Annotated in this window: 15 protein-coding genes; all 15 read left to right on the top strand. The window is 68.8% G+C overall.

All coding sequences use genetic code 11. The features are described from left to right. Window positions 1–11: 11 nt before the first annotated feature. The 15 genes from H7F53_RS06770 (at window position 12) to H7F53_RS06700 (ending at window position 19,854) form a co-directional block, all read left to right on the top strand. Entirely contained in the window at window positions 12–914 is a 903-nt protein-coding gene (locus H7F53_RS06770) for a VOC family protein (RefSeq protein ID WP_185678731.1), read from the top strand. 1 nt (window position 915) lies between these two features. Further along, window positions 916–2,073, top strand: a complete 1,158-nt coding sequence (locus H7F53_RS06765) for an alpha/beta hydrolase family protein (RefSeq protein WP_185678730.1) — start codon at window positions 916–918, stop codon at window positions 2,071–2,073. A 277-nt stretch (window positions 2,074–2,350) separates the two neighbouring features. Further along, window positions 2,351–4,744 carry a TonB-dependent receptor gene (locus tag H7F53_RS06760; RefSeq protein ID WP_246438645.1) on the top strand — a complete coding sequence of 798 codons (2,394 nt, stop codon included), beginning with the start codon at window positions 2,351–2,353 and terminating at the stop codon, window positions 4,742–4,744. Window positions 4,745–4,810: 66 nt separating this feature from the next. After that, complete coding sequence (locus tag H7F53_RS06755) at window positions 4,811–5,434, top strand: gluconate 2-dehydrogenase subunit 3 family protein (protein ID WP_185678729.1); 624 nt, start codon at window positions 4,811–4,813, stop codon at window positions 5,432–5,434. Window positions 5,435–5,455: 21 nt separating this feature from the next. Then, a complete protein-coding gene (locus H7F53_RS06750; protein WP_185678728.1) occupies window positions 5,456–7,141 on the top strand; it encodes a GMC oxidoreductase in 1,686 nt (561 codons plus the stop codon). Window positions 7,142–7,156: 15 nt separating this feature from the next. Beyond that, window positions 7,157–8,584 carry an MFS transporter gene (locus H7F53_RS06745; protein ID WP_185678727.1) on the top strand — a complete coding sequence of 476 codons (1,428 nt, stop codon included), beginning with the start codon at window positions 7,157–7,159 and terminating at the stop codon, window positions 8,582–8,584. Continuing rightward, complete coding sequence (locus tag H7F53_RS06740; RefSeq protein ID WP_185678726.1) at window positions 8,581–9,372, top strand: cyclase family protein; 792 nt, start codon at window positions 8,581–8,583, stop codon at window positions 9,370–9,372. The genes H7F53_RS06745 and H7F53_RS06740 overlap by 4 nt, the downstream gene beginning before the upstream one ends. A gap of 3 nt (window positions 9,373–9,375) precedes the next feature. Then, the gene (locus tag H7F53_RS06735) at window positions 9,376–10,341 is read left to right on the top strand and encodes a fumarylacetoacetate hydrolase family protein (RefSeq protein ID WP_185678725.1); all 966 of its coding nucleotides are present in this window, start codon (window positions 9,376–9,378) and stop codon (window positions 10,339–10,341) included. Window positions 10,342–10,407: 66 nt separating this feature from the next. Continuing rightward, the gene (locus H7F53_RS06730; protein ID WP_185678724.1) at window positions 10,408–13,851 is read left to right on the top strand and encodes a glycosyl hydrolase; all 3,444 of its coding nucleotides are present in this window, start codon (window positions 10,408–10,410) and stop codon (window positions 13,849–13,851) included. Next, entirely contained in the window at window positions 13,848–14,738 is an 891-nt protein-coding gene (locus tag H7F53_RS06725) for a LysR family transcriptional regulator (RefSeq protein ID WP_185678723.1), read from the top strand. The genes H7F53_RS06730 and H7F53_RS06725 overlap by 4 nt, the downstream gene beginning before the upstream one ends. A gap of 102 nt (window positions 14,739–14,840) precedes the next feature. Then, on the top strand, window positions 14,841–16,070 hold the full coding sequence (locus H7F53_RS06720) for an amidohydrolase family protein (protein WP_185678722.1): 1,230 nt from the start codon (window positions 14,841–14,843) through the stop codon (window positions 16,068–16,070). 1 nt (window position 16,071) lies between these two features. Then, window positions 16,072–17,589 (top strand): bifunctional 3-(3-hydroxy-phenyl)propionate/3-hydroxycinnamic acid hydroxylase, encoded by a 1,518-nt coding sequence (locus tag H7F53_RS06715; protein WP_185678721.1) that lies wholly within the window; start codon window positions 16,072–16,074, stop codon window positions 17,587–17,589. Continuing rightward, on the top strand, window positions 17,586–18,017 hold the full coding sequence (locus tag H7F53_RS06710; protein ID WP_185678720.1) for a GlcG/HbpS family heme-binding protein: 432 nt from the start codon (window positions 17,586–17,588) through the stop codon (window positions 18,015–18,017). Before H7F53_RS06715 ends, H7F53_RS06710 begins: the two co-directional genes overlap by 4 nt. Beyond that, window positions 18,014–18,928 (top strand): VOC family protein, encoded by a 915-nt coding sequence (locus H7F53_RS06705; RefSeq protein ID WP_185678719.1) that lies wholly within the window; start codon window positions 18,014–18,016, stop codon window positions 18,926–18,928. Before H7F53_RS06710 ends, H7F53_RS06705 begins: the two co-directional genes overlap by 4 nt. Window positions 18,929–19,020: 92 nt before the next feature. Beyond that, window positions 19,021–19,854: a fumarylacetoacetate hydrolase family protein gene (locus H7F53_RS06700; RefSeq protein WP_185678718.1), complete on the top strand. Its 834-nt coding sequence runs from the start codon at window positions 19,021–19,023 to the stop codon at window positions 19,852–19,854. Window positions 19,855–19,861: the final 7 nt, after the last annotated feature.

Here is a 19,861-nt window from a genome sequence, read left to right as displayed (position 1 = left end):
GGACTGCAAGAATGAGCCGCGTTACCGAAATCCGCTATGTCGGCTACGGCGTCACCGACCTTGAGGCCGAGCGGGCCTACTATGCCGATGTGTTCGGGCTCGAGGCCGTGCCGAGCGACGATGGCATGGCGTGGTTCAAGGCCCAGGGCCACGACGAGCACCACGTGATCCGCCTCCGCCAGGCCGACGAGAACCGGATCGACGTGATCGCCCTGGCCGCGGACAGCCGCGCCGATGTGGATGCGCTGCGCGACAAGGTTGCAGCCGCAGGGGCCAAGATCGTGCACGATCCGCGCGACCTGACGACCCCGGGCGGCGGCTACGGCTTCCGGTTCTTCTCCCCCGACGGGCTCCAGCTCGAGATCTCGTCCGACGTCGCGCGCGGCGCCAAGCGTGAGATCACCCGCTGGGAGGGCGTCCCGGTCAAGATCAGCCACATCGTGCTGCACTCGCCCAACCACCAGGCGCTGGTCACCTGGTTCTGCGACGTGCTGGGTTTCAAGGTGAGCGACTGGCTGGGCGATTTCATGTGCTTCCTGCGCTGCAACACGGCGCACCACCGCTTCGCGATCCTGCCCGGGCCGCCGTGCCTCAATCACGTGGCCTACGACATGCTGGGCGTGGACGACATGATGCGCGGTATTCACCGGCTCAAGCAGAAGGGAGTGAACATCGGCTGGGGTCCGGGACGGCACACGGCGGGCAACAACACGTTCAGCTACTTCGTCACGCCGGGCGGTTTTGTCACGGAATACACGTCCGAGCTGGAAGAGGTCGATTTCGAGACCCGCGAGCCGACCGTCTATACCCCGGCGCCGCTGATCATGGACCAGTGGGGCATCGGGACCGGCGGTCCGCAGACGCTGCCGCATCCCGCGCCGAACCCGGGGCTGTTCGTGGCCGTGGACGCCTGACATGGCCCTCTACGAACCGTTTCCGAACTACATCTGGAACCTTTCGGTCTCGATCGCGATGGAGAGCGGCGGACAGATCGGCGAGATCGTCGACATGTGCCAGCCGATCATCGCGGCAGCGGCGAATGGCGGCGATGCCGGCACGCCTGCCTTCATGAAGCAGTGGGCGGGCTATGGCGACAAGCTGATTGAGCTGGCCGCCGAGGACGAGGCGCGGGGGCGGGCGTTCAGTGCGAGCAACAAGCTCGAGCGCGCCGCGCTCTACCTGCTGGTGGCTGAACGCATGCAGGGACACGGCGCTCCGGGGCGCAAGGAAACCTACGCCAAGGCGCTGGCTGCTTTCGAGAAGTCGACTGTCTTGGGCCAGATCAACCGCCAGCGTGTCGAGGTGCCGCTCGCAGCCGGCACCATGCCGGCGCTCTACACCCGCGCGCCCGGCCCGGGGCCGCATCCCGTGGTGGTCTATTGCAACGGGCTCGATAGCTGCAAGGAGCTGCTCTACTGGAGCCGCTTGCCTGAAGCGCTTGCTCGCCGCGGGATCTCGACGCTGTGCGTCGATCAGCCCGGTTCGGGCGAGGCGCTGCGCCTGCAGGGCCTGCCGGTCGATCCGCATAGCGAAAGCTGGGCGAGCAAGGCGGTCGACTGGCTCGAGCAGCAGCCCGATGTCGATCCCGCACGGATCGGCATGACCGGGATTTCGCTGGGCGGCCATTTCGCGCCCCGCGCGGTGGCCTATGAGCCGCGGTTCGCCTCGGGCGCGGTGTGGGGCGCCAACCACAACTGGCGCGAGGTGCAGGACAAGCGCATGGCGCGCGAGGGCGAAAACCCGGTGCCGCATTACTGGGCGCACGTGATGTGGGCCTTCGGTGCCGCGGACATGGACGACTTTCTCGCCAAGAGCACCGACATGAACCTCAATGGCCACATGGACCGGATCAAGGTGCCGTTTCTCGTCACCCATGGTGCGCACGACCGGCAGATCAGCGTGGCCTATGCGGACGATCTTTACGAGCAGCTGGTCAACGCACCCAAGCGCGAAAAGGTGATCTTCACGGCGCGCGAAGGCGGGGTCGAGCATGTCGGGGCCGACAACATGTCCTATGGCCGCGACTGCATCGCCGACTGGTTCGCTGAAACGCTCGGTGGCGTCACCGCGTGAGGGGCGGGCCGCCTGGTCGACCAAAGTCTAACCCTATGGATGCATAGGGAAACAGTATTTTCCGGATGGGTCGCTGGGGCGATACCACTCGGGTGGGCAGGATGGGGTGAAGCCGGTGGCTGACCCCGCGACAGGGTTGGCCTCGCAAAGCAAGGTCCAGGGCGCGTCAAGCAGACCGGCTTGACATGGCTGGGATCTTATATAAAACTAGCATTCTAATTCACCGGCGGCGTGGGGAAGCGTCGCCGGGAAGATCGATGAGGGGAGGTACTGATATATGGCTTATCGCAAGATGGGATTCATGCTGCTGACGGGGGCCTGTTCGCTGGCCATGGCAGTCCCGGCTCTGGCCCAGTCTGCACCGCAGGCGGCCAGTGGTGATGACGCGGACACCGGCGAGATTGTCGTCACCGCGCAGAACCGCACGCAGAACGTCCAGGACGTGCCGATCGCGATCGACGTGGTGAACGCCGAAGCGCTGAAGAAGACCGGCTTCGGTGGCTTGAACGACATCGACAAGATCGCCCCGGTGGTTCAGCTCAACCAGGATCAGGGTACGGTCAAGATCTCGGTCCGCGGCGTCGGTACCGCGACGAACGACGAATCGCAGGATACCTCGGTCGTCGTGAACATCGATGGCGAGTACATGAACCGTCCCGACGCGATGAGCGTCGCGCTGTTCGACATGGAGCGCGTCGAGGTGCTGCGCGGGCCGCAGGGTACGCTCTATGGTCGCAACTCGACCGGCGGCGCGATCAACTTCATCACCCGCAAGCCGGGTAACACCCTGGGCGCGAACGTGTCGGGCAGCTACGGCAACTACAATGCCGTGCGGCTGGACGGTGGTGTCGACCTGCCGTTCGGCGATCTCGGCGCGGTCCGTGTCTCGGGCTTCTATGATTCGCACGACGGCTTCGTGACCCACCCGGCCCGCGCCGCGTTCAACGGCGGCGGGTTCAACTATCCGGCCTTCGCCGGTGGCCGTTCGGACGACAACAAGGCCTATGGCGGCCGCCTCGCGCTGAAGCTGACCCCGGGTGAGCGTCTGACCGCCAACTTCTCGGGCGAGTTCGCCCGCCGCGAGTTCACGCCGCAGGCGTTTGCCGCGGCCAATCTCAACGCGGCCGGCAACGGCCCGACGGGCGGCGCCTGCAACAACGGGTTCACCCGCGTTGCGCCAGCCTACCCGCAGGTGCTGTGCATTCCCAACAACACCAACCTGCTGGCCGGTATCGATCGCGCCAGCTACCTGCCGCCGAACTTCGGGCTGGGCCGGATCGGCCAGGAAACCTGGGCCATCCGGGGCAAGCTGGCCTACGAGCTTAACGACGACGCCACGCTCACCTACACCGGCGGCTATCGCAACTTCACAGGCGATCCGGGCGTGTTCCTGACGCTGCCCTATACCTACCGCTCGTTCAGCTGGAACCGCGAGACCAACACGCAGAGCCACGAGCTGCGGCTCAATGGCGTGCTGGGCAACCTGACCTACCAGGTTGGCGGGTTCTACTTCCAGGAATCGGTCAACAACGAGAGCGCCTTCGTCACGACCTTCGGACCGAACGTCGTGCAGCTGTCGTACTTTGGCCGCTACGTGAACAGCAACAGCAAGTCCGCGTTCGGTCAGCTGGAATATGCCCTGACCGATCAGCTCACCGCGGTCGGCGGGCTGCGCTACACCAAGAACGAGCGTCGCGGCATCTACCGCAACGCCACCCCGTTCGGTGCCGGTCCGCCGGATCCGCAGCTGTTCAACGGCACGATCGAGCGCAAGAACTTCTCGGCGCTGCGCTTTGCGACCACGCTCAATCTCGCCAGCGAGGAAGACAAGGTCACCTGGCTGGCCGGCCTGAACTACAAGCCGAACGCCGATACCTTGATCTACGCCAAGGTTTCGACGGGCTTCAAGGGCGGCGGCTTCGACTCGGTGGGCGACTACCGGCCGGAAAGCAACACGGCCTATGAAGCCGGCCTGAAGAAGAACTTCGGCGCTTCCGGTGAGCACCTCTTCAACCTCACCGGCTTCTACTACGACTACAAGGACCTGCAGGTCTCGGTGCTGCTGGACACCGCCCTCGGCGGCCAGACCTTCAACGCCGGCAAGGCGAAGATCTGGGGCATCGAGGCGGCGACCGACTTCAAGCTGGACGACAACACCAACTTCCACGCCTCGGTCAATTACCTGAATGCCGAGTACAAGGAGCTGAAGGCCCAGTTCAACGTCTATGCAGTTCCGGGCACCGGGCCTGACATCAATGGCGTGGGCGATCTCGATCCGACGACGCCCGGCGTGCAGCAGCCCAACTTCGCCGGCAACCGTCCGGGCTTCTCGCCGACCTGGATCATCACGGCCGGGCTCGACCACACGGTCGATCTGGGCGCGGCGGGTAGCTTGACCGGCCGGGTCAACACGACCTTCAAGTCGGCCTACTTCACCGACTTCTACAACTATCGGGACGGCAAGCAGAAGGCCTTCAGCAATACCGAGCTGAACCTCGAATACCGCCCCGAGAGCAAGAAGTTCTCGATCCAGGCCTTCGTGAAGAACCTCGAGAACATCCGTCCGCTGACCTACGGCAGCTTCATCTCGGCCGGTCCGGTGGACGACGTGTTCAACTGGCAGTTCGGCACGCCGCGGACCTACGGAGTGCGGCTGTCGGCCGACTTCTGAGCCAGTGATCAGGATGGGGCGGGCCATGGTGGTCCGTCCCATCGCGTTTTGTCTTGTGGGGAGTACATGGTGACCGCGACTGCCAGGGGCTGGAACCGCCGCGAGTTCATGGGGGCCGCCGGTCTGGTCGCCCTGGCGTTCGGTCTGCCAGCCGCGGCGGTCACCCTGTCCAGCCTCGATCCTGCCACGGCGCCCACACCCGCGCAGCGGGCCTTGTTCCGCGAGGTCAGCCAGCTTGTCCTGCCGCGGACCAGAACCCCCGGGGCGGGCGATGTGGGAGCGGGAGACTTCGTGCTGCTGGCCCTGGCCCACGGACTCGACGGCGCGCGTCAGCCGCTGGCCCAGCCGACGCCCGCTTTGCTCCCGCACCTGCGCCCCGACGGCACGCTGGACCATGCGGCCTGGCTCGAGGCCGAGCTCAACCGTCGCGCCGGCGGGCGGTTCCTCCGCGCGGCCGGGCGCGCCGGGATTCTCGCCGCGCTCGATGCCGAGGCCTATGCCGAGGGCCGGCGCGACCATCCCTGGCGGACGGTCAAGGGGCTGATCCTGACCGGGTACTACACCACCGAGATCGGCGGCGCGCAGGAGCTGCGCTACGAGCTGGTCCCCGGCCGCTGGGAGCCGGACCTCCCGGCCACCCCGCAGACTGTCGCCTATTCAAGCGACTGGACCGCGGTCGATTTCGGGTGAGCCGAGCAGGAGCCTGCTGAAATGGATTTTGATGCGATCGTGGTCGGTTCCGGGATCACCGGGGGCTGGGCGGCCAAGGAACTGACCGAGGCCGGGCTGACCGTGCTGATGATCGAGCGCGGCCGCGAGATTCGGCATCAGCAGGACTACGAGACCGAGACCAAGGCGCCGTGGGAGCTACCCTTCCTCGGTCAGGGCGACGCCGCGCTGTTTCGTGCGCAGTATGCCGTACAGCGGTTGAACCGCCATTTCACCGAGTTCACCCAGAACCACTTCGTCAACGATGCCGAGAACCCCTACGCCACGGGGCCGGATACTGCCTTCTCCTGGTTTCGCTCCTATCAACTGGGCGGGCGCTCGCTGACCTGGGGCCGTCAGTCCTATCGCTGGTCGGACTATGATTTCGGGGCGAACAAGCGCGATGGCCACGGCACCGACTGGCCGATCCGCTACGCCGATCTGGCGCCGTGGTACGACAAGGTCGAAGCCTTCATCGGCGTATCCGGACAGGCGGAGGGGCTGGCCCAGCTGCCCGATGGCCGGTTCCAGCCGCCGATGGCGCTCAATGCCGTCGAGCAGCACGTGCGCGAGGCGATCCGCAGCCGCTGGCCGGATCGCTGCCTGACGATCGGCCGCACCGCCAATCTGACCGAGGCCAAGGACGAGGAGGGGCGCGGCCCCTGCCAGTACCGCTCGATCTGCGCGCGGGGGTGCTCCTACGGGGCCTATTTCTCCACCCAGTCGAGCACGCTGCCGGCGGCGCAGAAGACCGGGCGGCTCACCGTCATCACCGACGCGGTGGTCGAGGCGCTGGACTACGATCCGCTGACCCGCAAGATATCCGGCGTACGCTGGGTCGAGACACGGACCAAGCAGCGCCGCCGGGCCAGCTCGCGCCTGGTGTTCCTCAATGCCGGGGCGTTCAACTCGGTGCAGGTCCTGCTCAATTCGGTGAGCGAGGCCATGCCAGGCGGTCTGGCGAACTCCAGCGGCGTGCTGGGCACCCACATCATGGACCATGCCAACACGCTTTCGGCGATGGCGCTGATGCCCGGGTTCGAGGCCCACACCAGCTTCGGCAATCGTCCGACCGGGGTCATCGTGGCGCGCTATCGCAATCTCGACCGGATGGACGGGGCCGGGCACAGCCGTGGTTTCTCGTTCCAGGGCGGGGCGTTGCAGAGCACCTGGACCGCCGGCAAGCGCGAGGCCGGGATCGGCGCCGCCTACAAGGAAAAGCTGCGTCATCCCGGGATGTGGAAGATGGTGCTGGTCGGTTTCGCTGATTGCGTGCCGCGGGCGAGCAACCGCCTGACGCTCGACCGCAGCCGCACCGATGCCAACGGGCTGCCGCTGCTGAAGATCGACTTCGCCTTCGGCCAGGAGGAGCTGGCGGCGCTGGCCCAGGCCAAGACCGACGCTGCCGAGATGCTTACCGCGGCCGGCGGCCAGGTGATCATGGGGTCCGACCGGCCGGGCGCCGGCGGCACCGCTATCCATGAAATGGGCGGGGCGCGCATGGGCCATGATCCGGCCACCTCGGTGCTGAACAAGTGGAGCCAGGCCCATGATGTGGCGAACCTGTTCGTCACCGATGGCGCGCAGATGAGCTCGTCGGCCTGCCAGAATCCGTCCCTCACCTACATGGCGCTCACGGCTCGCGCCTGCGCTGCGGCGGTTTCGATGTTGCGCGACGGGCAGATCTGACGGGATGCCGCGATCATGACCGGACCTGCGGCCATGACTGAGCGGCAGCGGACGCTGGCCGTGCTCGTGCTGGTCGTGGCGCTGGTGCTCGAGATCGTCGACCTGACCATCGTCAACATTGCCCTGCCAGCGATCAGCTCCGGCATCGGCGCTGATGCGGTGCACGCTCAATGGATCGTCGCCGGTTACTCGATCAGCTTTGCCCTGCTGCTGCTGGCGGGCGGCCGCCTCGGCGACAGCTACGGCTATCGCCGCATGCTGGTCTGGGGCGTCGCGGGCTTCACGCTGGCCTCGGCCGCCTGCGGACTGGCCCAGACCGGTGGCCAGCTGGTCGCGGCGCGGCTGCTCCAGGGCGCCACCGGGGCGGTGATGGCGCCGCAGTCTCTGGCGCTGTTGCAGGTGCTTTTCACCCCGCTCGAACGCGTGTCCAAGATGGCCCTGTTCGGGGTGATTGGCGGGCTGGCGGCGATTGCCGGACCGATCCTTGGCGGCGTGCTGATCGACGCGAACCTGTTCGGGCTGGGCTGGCGGCTGCTGTTCCTGATCAATGTTCCGGTCGGAGCGCTCACCATCGCCGCGGCCATGCGCCTGCTGCCACCCACCCGTTCCGGGCTGCATGCCGGTTATGATCTGGGAGGAACGGCCTGGTTCGGTGCGGCAGTGGCCATGCTGGTCGGGCCGCTGATCGGGAGCGAGGGCGGAGCTGGAGGGGGAAGTGCTCTCTGGCTCGTCCTGCTCGCCCTGCCGCTGGGCGCGCTGGGCTGGCGTCATGTGGCCCGGCGCTGCGCAGCGGGCCAGCCGGCCCTGTTCGATCCGGCCATCCTGGGGGTGCGGACCTTTCGCCTCGGGCTGGCCATGTCGTTCGCTTTCGCCGCAGCCAGCGCCGGCTTCCTGCTGGTGTTCGCCTTCGCCCTGCAGGCCGAGCGCGGCCAGTCGCCCTTGATGGCCGGCTTGCTGCACATGCCCTTCGGCTTCGGCGCCATGTTCGGTATCGGGTTCCTGAGCCGCAAGCTGCTGCCGCGCTATGGCCGTGTGCTGCCATTCCTGGGTGCACTGCTGATGGCCCTGTCGAGCTGGCTGGTGCTGGCCGCAATCGGGCTTGGCTGGCCTCTGGCGAGCATTGCCCCGGTCATGATCGCCGCCGGCATAGGGATGGGCATGACTAGCGGTTGCATCGGTCCGATCGCCTTCGCGCAGATGGACCGCGGACATGCCGGCTCGGCCTCGGGCCTGCTCAAGACCTGTCAGCAGTTGGGCAGTGCGGTGGGCGTGGCGCTGGTCGGCAGTGCCTACTTCGGCTGGGCCGCTGCGCTGCACCTGTCACCCACGCTGCTCGCCGCGGGGTTGGTGGCCGCGATCCTGACCGTTTGCGCGGCCTTGGCCCTGCGCCTGCCCCGTGCCATCTTCGCTCAAACCCTGACCCCGGAGCCCGTGCCATCATGACCCGCCGTTTTGTCGACCTCTCGATCACGCTGTGCAACGAGGTGGTGAGCGACCCGCCATTCCTGCGGCCCGAAATCACCTACCAGACCCACCGCGAGACGGTGGATGAGATGCACTTCTTCTTTCCCGGGCTCACCGCCGAGGCCTTGCCGGGCGGGGAGGGGTTCGCCGCGGCGGAATGGGTCCGCCTGACCACCCACAGCGGCACCCACCTTGATGCGCCCTGGCACTTTCACCCCACGCAGGACGCGCAGGACGGCGAGCCCAGGCCCGCGCTGACGATCGATGAGATCCCCCTTGAATGGTGCTTCCAGCCAGGCGTGAAGCTCGATTTCACGGCCCTGCCCGATGGCTACGTGGTGACCGCCGCCGACGTCGCAGCCGAGTTGGCCAGGATCGGGCATGAACTCAAGCCGCTGGACATCGTGCTGGTCAACACCTCGGCCGGCAAGGCACTGGGCGATCCGGACTATGTCAGCCGCGGCTGCGGGATGGGCTATGAAGCGACGATGTACCTGACCAGCCGCGGCGTACGGGTCACCGGGACCGATGCCTGGTCGTGGGACGCGCCGTTTGCCCATACCGCGCAGAAGGTCAAGGAAACCGGGGACACCTCGCTGATCTGGGAAGGACACAAGGCCGGACGGGACATCGGCTACTGCCACCTCGAAAAGCTGCACAATCTCGAGGTGCTGCCGCCGCACGGCTTCATGGTCAGCTGCTTCCCCCACAAGATCAAGGGCGCATCGGCCGGTTGGACCCGGGCCGTGGCCATTTTCGAGGATTGAACCATGCGTCTTGCGACCCGTGCCAATGGTACCCCCGACGGCGAGTTGATCGTCGTCTCCGCCGATGCCGCGCGCTGCCTCTCGGCGGCCGACATCGCACCCAATCTGCTGGCCGCGATTGAGCGCTGGGAGGCGGTCGAGCCGATGCTGCTGGCCCGCGCCGACCTGGTCGCTGCCGGACAGGGCGAGCCGCTCGACCCGGCCCTGCTACGGGCGCCCCTACCGCGGTCGTGGCAATGGCTCGACGGTTCGGCTTTCGCCACGCACGGCGAACTCATGCAGGTGGCCTTCGGGCTCGACCCGATCGATAGCGAGCGGCCGCTCATGTATCAGGGCCTGTCCGACCGGTTCCTGGGCCCGCATGACGACGTGCCCGTGCCCGATGCGGCGCTGGGCATCGATTTCGAGGGCGAGTTCGGGGTCATCGTCGATGCCGTGCCGATGGGCACGAGCGCAGCCGAGGCGGCGCGTCACATCCGCTTGCTGGTTCAGATCAACGACTGGTCGCTGCGCGCGATTGCGCCGATCGAGATGAAGACCGGGTTCGGCTGGGTCCAGGCCAAGCCGGCCTGCGCGGTCGCACCCTTTGCCTGCACCCCCGACGAGCTGGGCGGCGAATGGCGCGACGGACGGGTCTGCTGCGACCTGGCGATCGACTGGAATGGCGCGCGGTTCGGGAGACCGAATGGCGCGGCGATGGCCTTCTCGTTCCCGGAGCTGGTCGCGCATGCGGCGCGCACCCGCGATCTTGTCGCTGGGACGATCATCGGCTCTGGAACGGTGTCCAACCCGGACTATGCGACGGTTGGCAGCGCCTGCATCTCCGAACGTCGCGCGATCGAGATTATCGCCGAGGGCAACCCGCGCACCCCGTTCATGTCCTTTGGCGACCGGGTGCGGATGGAGGCCGTCACGCAGCAAGGGGCGACCCCGTTCGGCGTGATCGAGCAGACCGTGGTGGCGGCCTGACGCCACCACGGCTATGGCCCCGCTGGTCAAGGCAGTGGCCGGGCAGAGCAGAAGAGGACCAGGGCAATGAACAAGTCTAGGCTGGCAGCGTGGCTGTTCGGCAGCGCCTGCCTGACGGTGCCAATGGCGGCCCTGGCAGAACCCGACAAACCGGCAGCCGCATCCTCAACCGAAGGTCAGGGCGCGCTGCTCGAGGCCCAGTTTCGGGATCCGCCCGTCGCCGCGCGGCCACGGGTCTGGTGGCACTGGATGAACGGCAATGTCACCAAGGACGGGATCGCCAAGGATCTTGCCTGGATGAAGCGGGTCGGGATCGGCGGGTTGCAGACCTTTGATGCCAATCTCCAGACCCCGCAGATCGTCGACCGGCGGCTGGTCTACATGACCCCCGAGTGGAAGGATGCCTTCCGCTATGCGGCATCCGAAGCCGATCGGCTCGGGCTGGAGCTGGCCATCGCCGCTTCGCCGGGTTGGTCGGAGACCGGCGGTCCTTGGGTGCAGCCGCAGGATGGGCTCAAGAAGCTGGTGTGGAGCGCGGCGGAGCTGGCGCCGGGCCAGCGCCTATCCGCGCCGCTCGCCGCCCCGCCGCGCCGGGCAGGCCCGTTCCAGGACGTCCGCCAGTCGCCCTCGATCGAGGAGCTGCTCTCGGGCCATGCCGCGCCCGACGGCCCGGCCCATTACGGCGAGGTTGCGGTCCTTGCCTTTCCGGTCACGCCGGCTGCCGCGCTTCCGGCGGTGACCGCCAGCGACCTCCGCGGACAGCCGCTCGAGGCCGCGGCGCTGGCCGATGGCCGGACGGGCGAGGGCGTCACCCTTGCCGCCACCGCCGCTGGCGAGCCGCTCGGCGTGCAACTGTCCTATGCCCGGCCGATCGCCGTGCGCGCGGCCACGCTGTTCCTGCCCGATGCGATCGTCCCCTTTGCCGGGGCCCGCTACAGCGCGGTGCTGGAGGCCAGCGAGACCGGCGAGGCCTGGCGCCCCGTCGCCGAAATGCCGCTCAGTGCGGTACCGACGACGGTGAGCTTCCCGGCCGTGACCGCCACCCGGTTCCGGATCGTGCTGCGGCCGGGCGCCCCGCGCCCGGGGCTCGGCGCGCCCGCCCCGGGCGTGGCCATGCCGCCAATGGAGACGATCGTCAGCGGGGCGCTGGCTGCACGTCCCACCGTGGTCGGCACCTTCCGTCTCGGCACGGCGCCGCTGGTCGACCGCTACGAGACCAAGGCCGGCTTCGCGATGAGCCCCGACTACTACGCCCTGCCGGCCCCGGCCGATGACGCCGGCGGCGTGGCCCCGGGCCGTGTGGTCGACCTTTCGGACCGGCTGCGCCCCGACGGTAGCCTCGACTGGACTGCGCCGGCCCTGCCTGCCGGGCAGGTCTGGCGCGTGCTGCGGCTGGGCTATTCGCTCCTCGGCACGACCAACCATCCGGCCACGCCCGAGGCGACCGGGCTGGAGGTGGACAAGTACGACGGCGCGGCGGTGCGTGGGTATCTGGAGCACTATCTCGGCATGTACCGTGATGCCGCCGGGCCCGAGCTGATCGGCCAGCGCGGCGTGCGCGCGCTGCTGACCGACTCGATCGAGGTGGGCGAGGCCAACTGGACGCCGCGCCTGATCGAGCAGTTCCGCAAACTGCGCGGCTATGATCCGCGTCCCTGGCTGCCGGCGCTGACCGGCACGCTGATCGGCTCGCGGGCAGAGACCGACCGCTTCCTCTACGACTATCGCCGGACCCTGGCCGACCTGCTGGCCAGCGAGCATTACGGCACGGTCGCCCAGGTGGCGCACGAGAACGGGCTGATCGTCTATGGCGAGGCGCTCGAGGACCATCGGCCGATGCTGGGCGACGACATGGCGATGCGCCGCCACGCCGACGTGCCGATGGCCGCGCTGTGGACCTTCGACCGCGCCGAGGGTCCGCGCCAGACGCTGATTGCCGACATGAAGGGCGCCGCTTCGGTCGCCCATCTGTATGGCCAGAACCTGGTGGCCGCCGAATCCATGACCGCGGCGATGGCGCCTTGGGCCTTCGCGCCCAAGGACCTCAAGCGTTTCATCGATCTCGAGTTCGTTACCGGGGTGAACCGCCCGGTGATCCACACCTCGGTTCACGTCCCGGTGGACGACAAGCAGCCCGGCCTGTCGCTGTTCATCTTCGGCCAGCACTTCAACCGGCAGGAAAGCTGGGCCGAGCTGGCGAGGCCGTGGGTCGACTATATCGCCCGCTCGTCGCTGCTGCTGCAGTGGGGCCGCAACCATGCCGATCTGGCCTATTTCCATGGCGAGGAAGCCCCGCTGACCGGGCTCTACGGCGATCGCCCGGTGGCCGATGCGCCGCGGGCCTATGCCTATGACTTCGTCAACTTCGATGCGCTGACCGGGCTGCTGGGCAACGACGGCGCCGATCTGGTGGCCCCCTCGGGCGCCCGGTACCGCGCGCTCTATCTGGGCGGGACCAGTCGCTACATGACGCTGGCCGCGCTGCAACGGCTGGCCGCGCTGGTCGAGGGCGGCGCGACGGTGATTGGTCTGCCGCCGGTCGCCGACCCGAGCCGCGCCGGGGACGATGCCGCCTTCGCCGCGCTCGTCGCCCGGCTCTGGCCTGCTGGCGGATCGGGCCGGACCGCCGTCGGGAAGGGCCAGGTCCTCGCCACCCGTGATGCCGAAGCGGCGCTGCGGGAGATCGGCCTGGCAGCGGACTTCAGCTTCACCGGGGGCAGTGCAGCGGCGGCCATCCCCTTCGTCCACCGGCGCGAGGGCGATGGCCATGTCTATTTCCTGGTCAACCAGGGCGAGGCCGCCGAGACGATCGAGGCCCGCTTCCGCGTCACCGGGCGGGTGCCCGAACTGTGGCACGCCGAAACCGGCGCGCGCGAGCCGCTAAGCTACCGGATCGTCGGCGGCGAGACGATCGTCCCGCTCAGCCTGCGCGGCGAGGAGGCGGTCTTCGTCGTGTTCCGCGACCCCGCCCGGCGCGATGCCGTGGCCCTGCCGGCCGTCACCGAGCAGCCGCTCGCCGCGCTGGACGAGGGCTGGACGGTGGCCTTCCAGCCTGGCCGCGGCGCCCCCGCGACCATTGCGCTCCCGAGGCTCGCCGCGCTCGACACCCATGCCGATCCCGGGGTGAAGTACTTCTCCGGGGTGGCGACCTATACCCGCAACTTCTCCCTGCCGCGCGGGCGGCGCGCCGGGACGCCGCTGTGGCTGGATCTGGGCGCGGTGGGCGATCTGGCGCGGGTGCGGGTCAACGGTGTCGAGGTCGGCACGGCCTGGCATGCGCCCTACCGGCTCGATATCGCGGCTGCCGTCCGCAGCGGGGTCAACCGGCTGGAGATCGAGGTTGCCAACACCTGGGTCAACCGGCTGGTCGGCGATGCGCAGCCGGGGGCCAAGCCGCTGACCTGGACGGCCATGCCGACTTACCGTGCCGACGCGCCGCTGCGGCCAGCCGGCCTGATCGGGCCGGTGCGGTTGCTTGAACCCGCCAAGGCCGCAATAACGACCCGATGATCGATCCCCGCGCGCTGCTGACGTTTCATCGGGTCTGCGAGGCCGGCACGATCAGTGGCGCGGCGCGGGCGCTCAACCTCTCGCAGCCCTCGGTGTCGAGTGCGATCGCCGCGCTCGAGGCCCGGCTGGGCGTGCGCCTGTTCGAACGCTCGCGCAGCGGGATCGTGCTGACCACCGAGGGCGAGGCGCTCCGCCTGCGTGCCGAGGCGCTGTTCCATCTGTTGCGCGATGCCGAGGCCGAGGTCGACAGCGCCCGCACCGGGATCATGGGGCCGTTGCGGGTGGGGGGTACGCCGGGCGCGCTGGTCAGCCTGCTGCCGCGCGTGCTCACGGCGCTTGACGAGGCCGGGCTGGCGCTCTCGCTCAATGTCATCGAACGGGCCGACGCCGCGCTCAATGCCATGCTGCTGGCAGGCGACATCGAACTGGCCTTCGTCACCACCGAGATCGACGAACCCGCCGAGGGTCTGATCGAGACGACCTTTTCGCGCGATCCCTTTGCGCTGATCGTCGGGCCGGCGCAGGATCACCTGCCCGAGCGGATGGCGCTGCGCGACGCGATCGACCTGCACTGGGTCCTGCCCGAGGCGCAGGGCGCGTTCCGTCGCCAGGTCGATGCCCTGTTCCTCGCCAGCGGTCTGCCCAGCCCGCGCAACGTGGTGCGCTGCGATTCGCTGCTCACCACCAAGGCGATCGTCCGCATGGGATCGCGGGTCACCATCCTCCCGCGCGAGGTCGCCTCGGCCGAACTGTCGGTGGGCGTGCTGCGCGCGATCGTGCTCGACGATGCGGGCATGCCGCGCAGCATCGGCGTGCGGCGCCACGGGGGGCGCACCCTGTCGGCGCTCGCGCGCCGGCTCCTGGCCGAACTGGCGATCGATCCATAGTGTTCCGCTATGCTCGCATAGAAAGACCATATTTTTCTTTTCGATCAAAATTGCGCAGAGCAGGGGCCAGGCCAAGGCAGGGCCGGGTAGAGGAGAGCCGAAATGCGCCGCGTGATCCGCAACGCCATGATCTTTGACGGGACCGGGGCCCCGCTGCGGGCGGGGGCCGTGCTGGTCGAGGGGCACCGTATCGCCCGGGTCGCCTATGGCAGCGATGCTTTGGCCGAGGTGACAGCCGACGCCGAGATCGACGCCGCCGGCCGCACGCTGATGCCGGGGCTGGTCGAGGCCCATGCCCATCTCACCTGGGGCTCCTCGGTCGAGAAGATCTACCACCAGTTCATCCTGCCGCCTGACGAGCTCAAGGTTGCCGCCTGGCGCAATGCCCGGGTCCTGCTCGACCACGGCTTCACCAGCGCCTATTCGGCCGGAGCCCTTGGCGACGGTATCGAGCCCGAGTTGGCCCGCGCCATCGCCGCCGGCGAGACGCCCGGGCCGCGGCTGGTTCCTTCGACGCTCGAGCGCAGCCCCGAGGGCGCCGAGGGTGTCGACACCGGCGACGTGTTCAACGGCCGTGGACCGGCGGCGATGCGGGCCTTCATGGACTATTGCCAGGCGCAGGGGATCGGTTCGGTCAAGCTGGTGGTCTCGGGCGAGGACGCGCTCAAGCCCGGCACCGCGCAGCACGTGCTCTACACCGACGAGGAGATGGCTGAGGCCGGCCGGGCCGCGCGCGAGCTGGGGCTGTGGATCGCCTGCCACGCCTATTACCCCAAGGCGATCGAACTGGCGCTGAATGCCGGCGCCCGGATCATCTACCACGCTTCCTATGCCGATGCTGCGGCAGCCGATGCGATGGTGGCGGCCAAGGATGCCACGTTCTACGCGCCGTCGCCCGGGGTTTCGATCGCCGCGCTCGAGGCCAGCCCGCCGCCGCATATCGACATGAGCGCGATGAAGGCCAGCGCCGCCGAGCGCATGGCGCTCGAGGCGAAGCTTGTCCCCGCGCTCAAGGCCCGCGGAGTGCGCATCTGCATCGGTGGCGACTATGGCTTTCCCTTCAACCCGATCGGCCGCAATGCGCGCGACCTGCAGATCTTCGTCGAGCATTTCGGCTATACCCCGGTCGAAGCGCTGGTTGCGGCGACCCGGCTGGGCGGTGAGCTGATGGGGCTCGAGGTCGGGCTGGTGCGCGAGGGTTGGCTGGCCGACCTGCTGCTGGTCGATGGCGATCCCACCACCGATGTCGCGATCCTCCAGGACAAGGAGCGGCTCGCGATGATCATGAAGGATGGCGCGCTGTACAAGGCGCCCGAGGCGGTGGCGGCCTGAGATGGTCTACGATGTCGTGATTGTCGGATGCGGTCCGGTCGGCGCGCTCGCAGCCAATCTGCTGGGCCGCGAAGGCCTGTCCGTGCTGGTCCTCGAGAAGGAGCTGGAGCATTACCCGCTGCCGCGCGCGGTGCACCTCGATCACGAGATGATGCGGCTGTTCCAGGGAGCAGGGGTGATCGACCGGGTCTTGCCTGACATGATCGCGGCGGACGGCCATCTGCACATCGGCGCCGATCATGGCGTGATCCGCTACATGGGGACGGTCGGCAAGCCCAAGCCGTTCGGCTGGGCCAACGACTGGTTCTTCTACCAGCCTGAACTCGAAACGCATCTGCGCGCGGGGATGGCCGGACTTGACACGGTGGCCCTGGAACTCGGTGCCGAGTTCGCCGCGCTCGAGCAGGACGGCGAGACCGTCACGGTGCACTATCTGGTCGATGGTGCGCCCCGCACCGCGGCGGGGCGCTGGCTGATCGCTGCCGACGGTTCGCGCAGCCCGGTGCGCAAGGCGCTCGGCGTGGCGCTCGACGACCTGCAGTTCGAGGAGCCCTGGCTGGTGGTCGACGCCGAGGTTGAGGGGCCGGTGTCCTTCCCACCGCTCACCGGCGTCCCTGCGGGCGCCGATCTGCAGCGCCTGTCGGTGATGATGTGCGATCCGGCGCGGCCCGCCACGGTGGTCCCCGGACGCGGCAATCACCGCCGCTGGGAATTCATGCTGCTGCCGCACGAGGATGACGCCGAGATGATGCAGCCGGCCAAGGTCGGCGAGCTGGTCGGCGCCTGGATGAAGGACGTACCCCACCGCATCGTCCGCGCCGCCACCTACCGGTTCCATGGCCTCGTCGCCGAGCAGTGGCAGGTCGGGCGGGTGTTCCTCGCGGGTGATGCCGCGCACCAGACCCCGCCGTTCTTCGGGCAGGGCATGTGCCATGGCTTTCGCGATGCGGCGAACCTGGCCTGGAAGCTTGCTGCGGTGGTGCGCGAGGGCGCTCCGGCCAGCCTGCTCGAAACCTACCAGCCCGAACGCGATCCGCACGTGCGCGGGGTGATCGGCGCGGCAGTGGCGGCGGGCCGCTACATCTGCGAGCTCGACCCGGCCAAGGCGGCCGCGCGCGATGCCGAGATCCGCGCCCGCGCTGCCGAGCGCGCCGGCGAGACCGCTGCGGACCTGATCCCGGCGATCGCCCGCGGGGTGGTCCTGCCGGGTGGTCCGGGCGCGGGCGAGCGCTTCATCCAGCCGCTGCTGGCCGATGGCCGCCGGCTCGACGATCTGACCGGACAGGGCTGGCGTCTGTTCGCCTCAACCCTGCCGGACGGACCGGTCGCGGCGGGGGTTGGCCTTTTCACGGCCGATGACCTGCCTGATGGCGGGGCCGTGCGGACCTGGCTGGCCGAGCGCAATGTGGCCGCGGTGCTGGTCCGGCCCGATCATTACGTGTTCGGCACGGGCGCGCCCGGCGAGCTGCTCGCCGCCCGCGCCGCGGCGCTGACCCAACCTGCGGAGATGGCAGCATGACCACCCTGACACTGGCCCAGGCCCAAGCGATTATCGTCGGGGCGCTGGCCGCGGCGCGGAGCCGGGCGGCCCAGCCGCTCGCGATCGTGGTGCTCGATGCCGGCGCCCATCCGGTGGCGCTGGCGCGCGAGGACGGCGCCACCTTCTTCCGTCACGAGATCGCCACGGCCAAGGCCACCGGCGCGCTCGGCATGGGCGCCGACACCCGCGTCCTGGCCCAGCGCGCCGCCAACAACGCCGCGTTCTTCCAGGCCGTTGCCGTGACCCTCGGCGGCCGGATCGCCTATTCGCCGGGCGGCGTGCTGGTGCGTGACGCCGCAGGCGCGGTGATCGGGGCCGTGGGGGTGAGCGGCGATACCGGGGATTGTGACGAGGACTGCGCGCTGGCCGGGATCCGTGCCGCCGGGCTGGGGGAGCAGGCGGCATGAAGCTGCGCAGCATCGAACTGTCGCTGCCCGATCCGGCTGCCGCCGCGGCCTTCATGGTCGACATCTGGGGGCTGGTCTCCGCCGAGGTCCGCGGCTCGACCCACTATCTGCGCGGCTCGGGCGTGTTTCCCTATCTTGTCAGTTTCCAGCCGGGGGACGAATTCGTCCGCTCGACCACCTTCGTCTGCGAGGGTGACGAGCTGGCCGGGCTGAAGACCCGCGTGGCGGCGCAGGGCTGGCCGGCCCGTCCGGTCGTCTCGCAGGATCCCGGCGGCGGGCACGGCATCGAGGTCGAACTGCCCGAGGGCGAATTGCTGCGTTTCCTCGAGGAAACCTCCAACACCGCGCCGATCGCCGGCTACAGCAAGGCGAGCAAGCGGGTCATGCCGGTCAAGCTGACCCACGTGGTCTTCAATTCGGCCGATGCCGAGGCCAGCGGCCACGCGGTCGAGGAGGTGCTGGGCTTCCGCGTCTCGGACCGGACCCGCGGCATGGTCTTCGTGCGCTGCAACGACAGCCACCATTCCACCGCCTTCGCCCGCGCCGGTTTCGCCAGTCTCAACCACATCGCCTTCGAGATGGACGATCTTGACGCGGTGATGCGCGGCATCGGCTGGATGCGCGACCATGGCTTCCAGCCGGCCTGGGGGCCGGGGCGGCACGGTCCTGGCGACAACGTCTATGCCTACTACATCGCGCCGTTCGGCCCGGTGATCGAGTACTCCACCGCGGTGGAGAAGGTCCCGGCCGACTACCGCACCGGCGAACCCGATGACTGGACCTGGCCCGAGCACCGGATCGACCAGTGGGGCGTTTCGGACAAGGACTTCGCCGGGCTGCGCGTGGCCGAGGAGCGCTTCCGCTTCCGGCGCGAGTGGGAGCCGGTCCCGCTTGCCGCCGAGCCCGCTTGACCTTTGACAGACGCACCTTCGTGGCCGGCGCGGTGGCGCTGGCCGGCCTGACGGATCCGCTCCGGGCAGCGAAGGGCAGGGAGACCAGAACCATGACCCATTACATCAGCTTCGTCCGCCCCGATGGCACCGCCAGCTTCGGCCGGCTCGACGGCGAGACCGTGTACGATCTGGGCGTGCCCGGCGCGCCGGCTCGGCTGCGCGACGCGCTCGGCGGCGATCTCGGCGCGCTGGCCGTGACCGGCACCTTCGCCCGCAGCGCCGTCCGGCTGCTGCCGGTGGTGCCCGATCCCGGCAAGATCCTGTGCATCGGCCTCAACTATGCCACCCATGTGGCCGAGACCGGCCGCGACCAGAAGGACCATCCGGCCGTGTTCACCCGCTGGGCGGATACGCTGGTGGCCGATGGCGCGCCGCTGGTGCGCCCGCGCGAGAGCGTGCGCTTCGATTACGAGGGCGAACTGGCCGTGGTGATCGGCAAGGGCGGGCGTCGCATTGCCCGGGCCGACGCCATGGCCCATGTCGCCGGCTATGCCGTGTTCAACGACGGATCGGTGCGCGATTGGCAGCGCCACAACATCCAGTTCACCCCGGGCAAGAACTTTCCCGGCACCGGGGGCTTCGGTCCCACCCTGGTCACCCCCGATGCGGTGCCCGACCTGGCCAGCCAGCGGGTCCAGACCCGGCTCAACGGCCAACTGGTGCAGGATCAGCCGATCAGCGACCTGATCTGGGACATTCCCTACCTGATCGAATACTGCTCGACCTTCACCGAGCTCGCCCCGGGCGACGTGATCGCCACCGGCACCCCCGGCGGGGTCGGCGACAAGCGCACGCCGCCGCTCTACATGAAGGCGGGGGACCGGGTTGAGGTGTCGATCGGCGTGGTTGGCACGCTGGCCAACCCGATCGTCGACGAAGCCTGAGGCGGGT

The organism is Novosphingobium piscinae (assembly GCF_014230355.1).
Lineage (GTDB): Bacteria > Pseudomonadota > Alphaproteobacteria > Sphingomonadales > Sphingomonadaceae > Novosphingobium > Novosphingobium piscinae.
This window is presented reverse-complemented; position numbering and strand designations above follow the sequence as displayed.

Excerpts from the sequence above, each read along its gene's own strand:
- H7F53_RS06735 (WP_185678725.1), top strand. The coding sequence starts at position 9,376 with ATGCGTCTTGCGACCCGTGCCAATGGTACCCCCGACGGCGAGTTGATC.
- H7F53_RS06730 (WP_185678724.1), top strand. The coding sequence starts at position 10,408 with ATGAACAAGTCTAGGCTGGCAGCGTGGCTGTTCGGCAGCGCCTGCCTG.
- H7F53_RS06725 (WP_185678723.1), top strand. The coding sequence starts at position 13,848 with ATGATCGATCCCCGCGCGCTGCTGACGTTTCATCGGGTCTGCGAGGCC.
- H7F53_RS06710 (WP_185678720.1), top strand. The coding sequence starts at position 17,586 with ATGACCACCCTGACACTGGCCCAGGCCCAAGCGATTATCGTCGGGGCG.
- H7F53_RS06720 (WP_185678722.1), top strand. The coding sequence starts at position 14,841 with ATGCGCCGCGTGATCCGCAACGCCATGATCTTTGACGGGACCGGGGCC.
- H7F53_RS06760 (WP_246438645.1), top strand. The coding sequence starts at position 2,351 with ATGGCTTATCGCAAGATGGGATTCATGCTGCTGACGGGGGCCTGTTCG.
- H7F53_RS06770 (WP_185678731.1), top strand. The coding sequence starts at position 12 with ATGAGCCGCGTTACCGAAATCCGCTATGTCGGCTACGGCGTCACCGAC.
- H7F53_RS06740 (WP_185678726.1), top strand. The coding sequence starts at position 8,581 with ATGACCCGCCGTTTTGTCGACCTCTCGATCACGCTGTGCAACGAGGTG.
- H7F53_RS06750 (WP_185678728.1), top strand. The coding sequence starts at position 5,456 with ATGGATTTTGATGCGATCGTGGTCGGTTCCGGGATCACCGGGGGCTGG.
- H7F53_RS06755 (WP_185678729.1), top strand. The coding sequence starts at position 4,811 with ATGGTGACCGCGACTGCCAGGGGCTGGAACCGCCGCGAGTTCATGGGG.
- H7F53_RS06705 (WP_185678719.1), top strand. The coding sequence starts at position 18,014 with ATGAAGCTGCGCAGCATCGAACTGTCGCTGCCCGATCCGGCTGCCGCC.
- H7F53_RS06745 (WP_185678727.1), top strand. The coding sequence starts at position 7,157 with ATGACCGGACCTGCGGCCATGACTGAGCGGCAGCGGACGCTGGCCGTG.
- H7F53_RS06715 (WP_185678721.1), top strand. The coding sequence starts at position 16,072 with ATGGTCTACGATGTCGTGATTGTCGGATGCGGTCCGGTCGGCGCGCTC.
- H7F53_RS06700 (WP_185678718.1), top strand. The coding sequence starts at position 19,021 with ATGACCCATTACATCAGCTTCGTCCGCCCCGATGGCACCGCCAGCTTC.
- H7F53_RS06765 (WP_185678730.1), top strand. The coding sequence starts at position 916 with ATGGCCCTCTACGAACCGTTTCCGAACTACATCTGGAACCTTTCGGTC.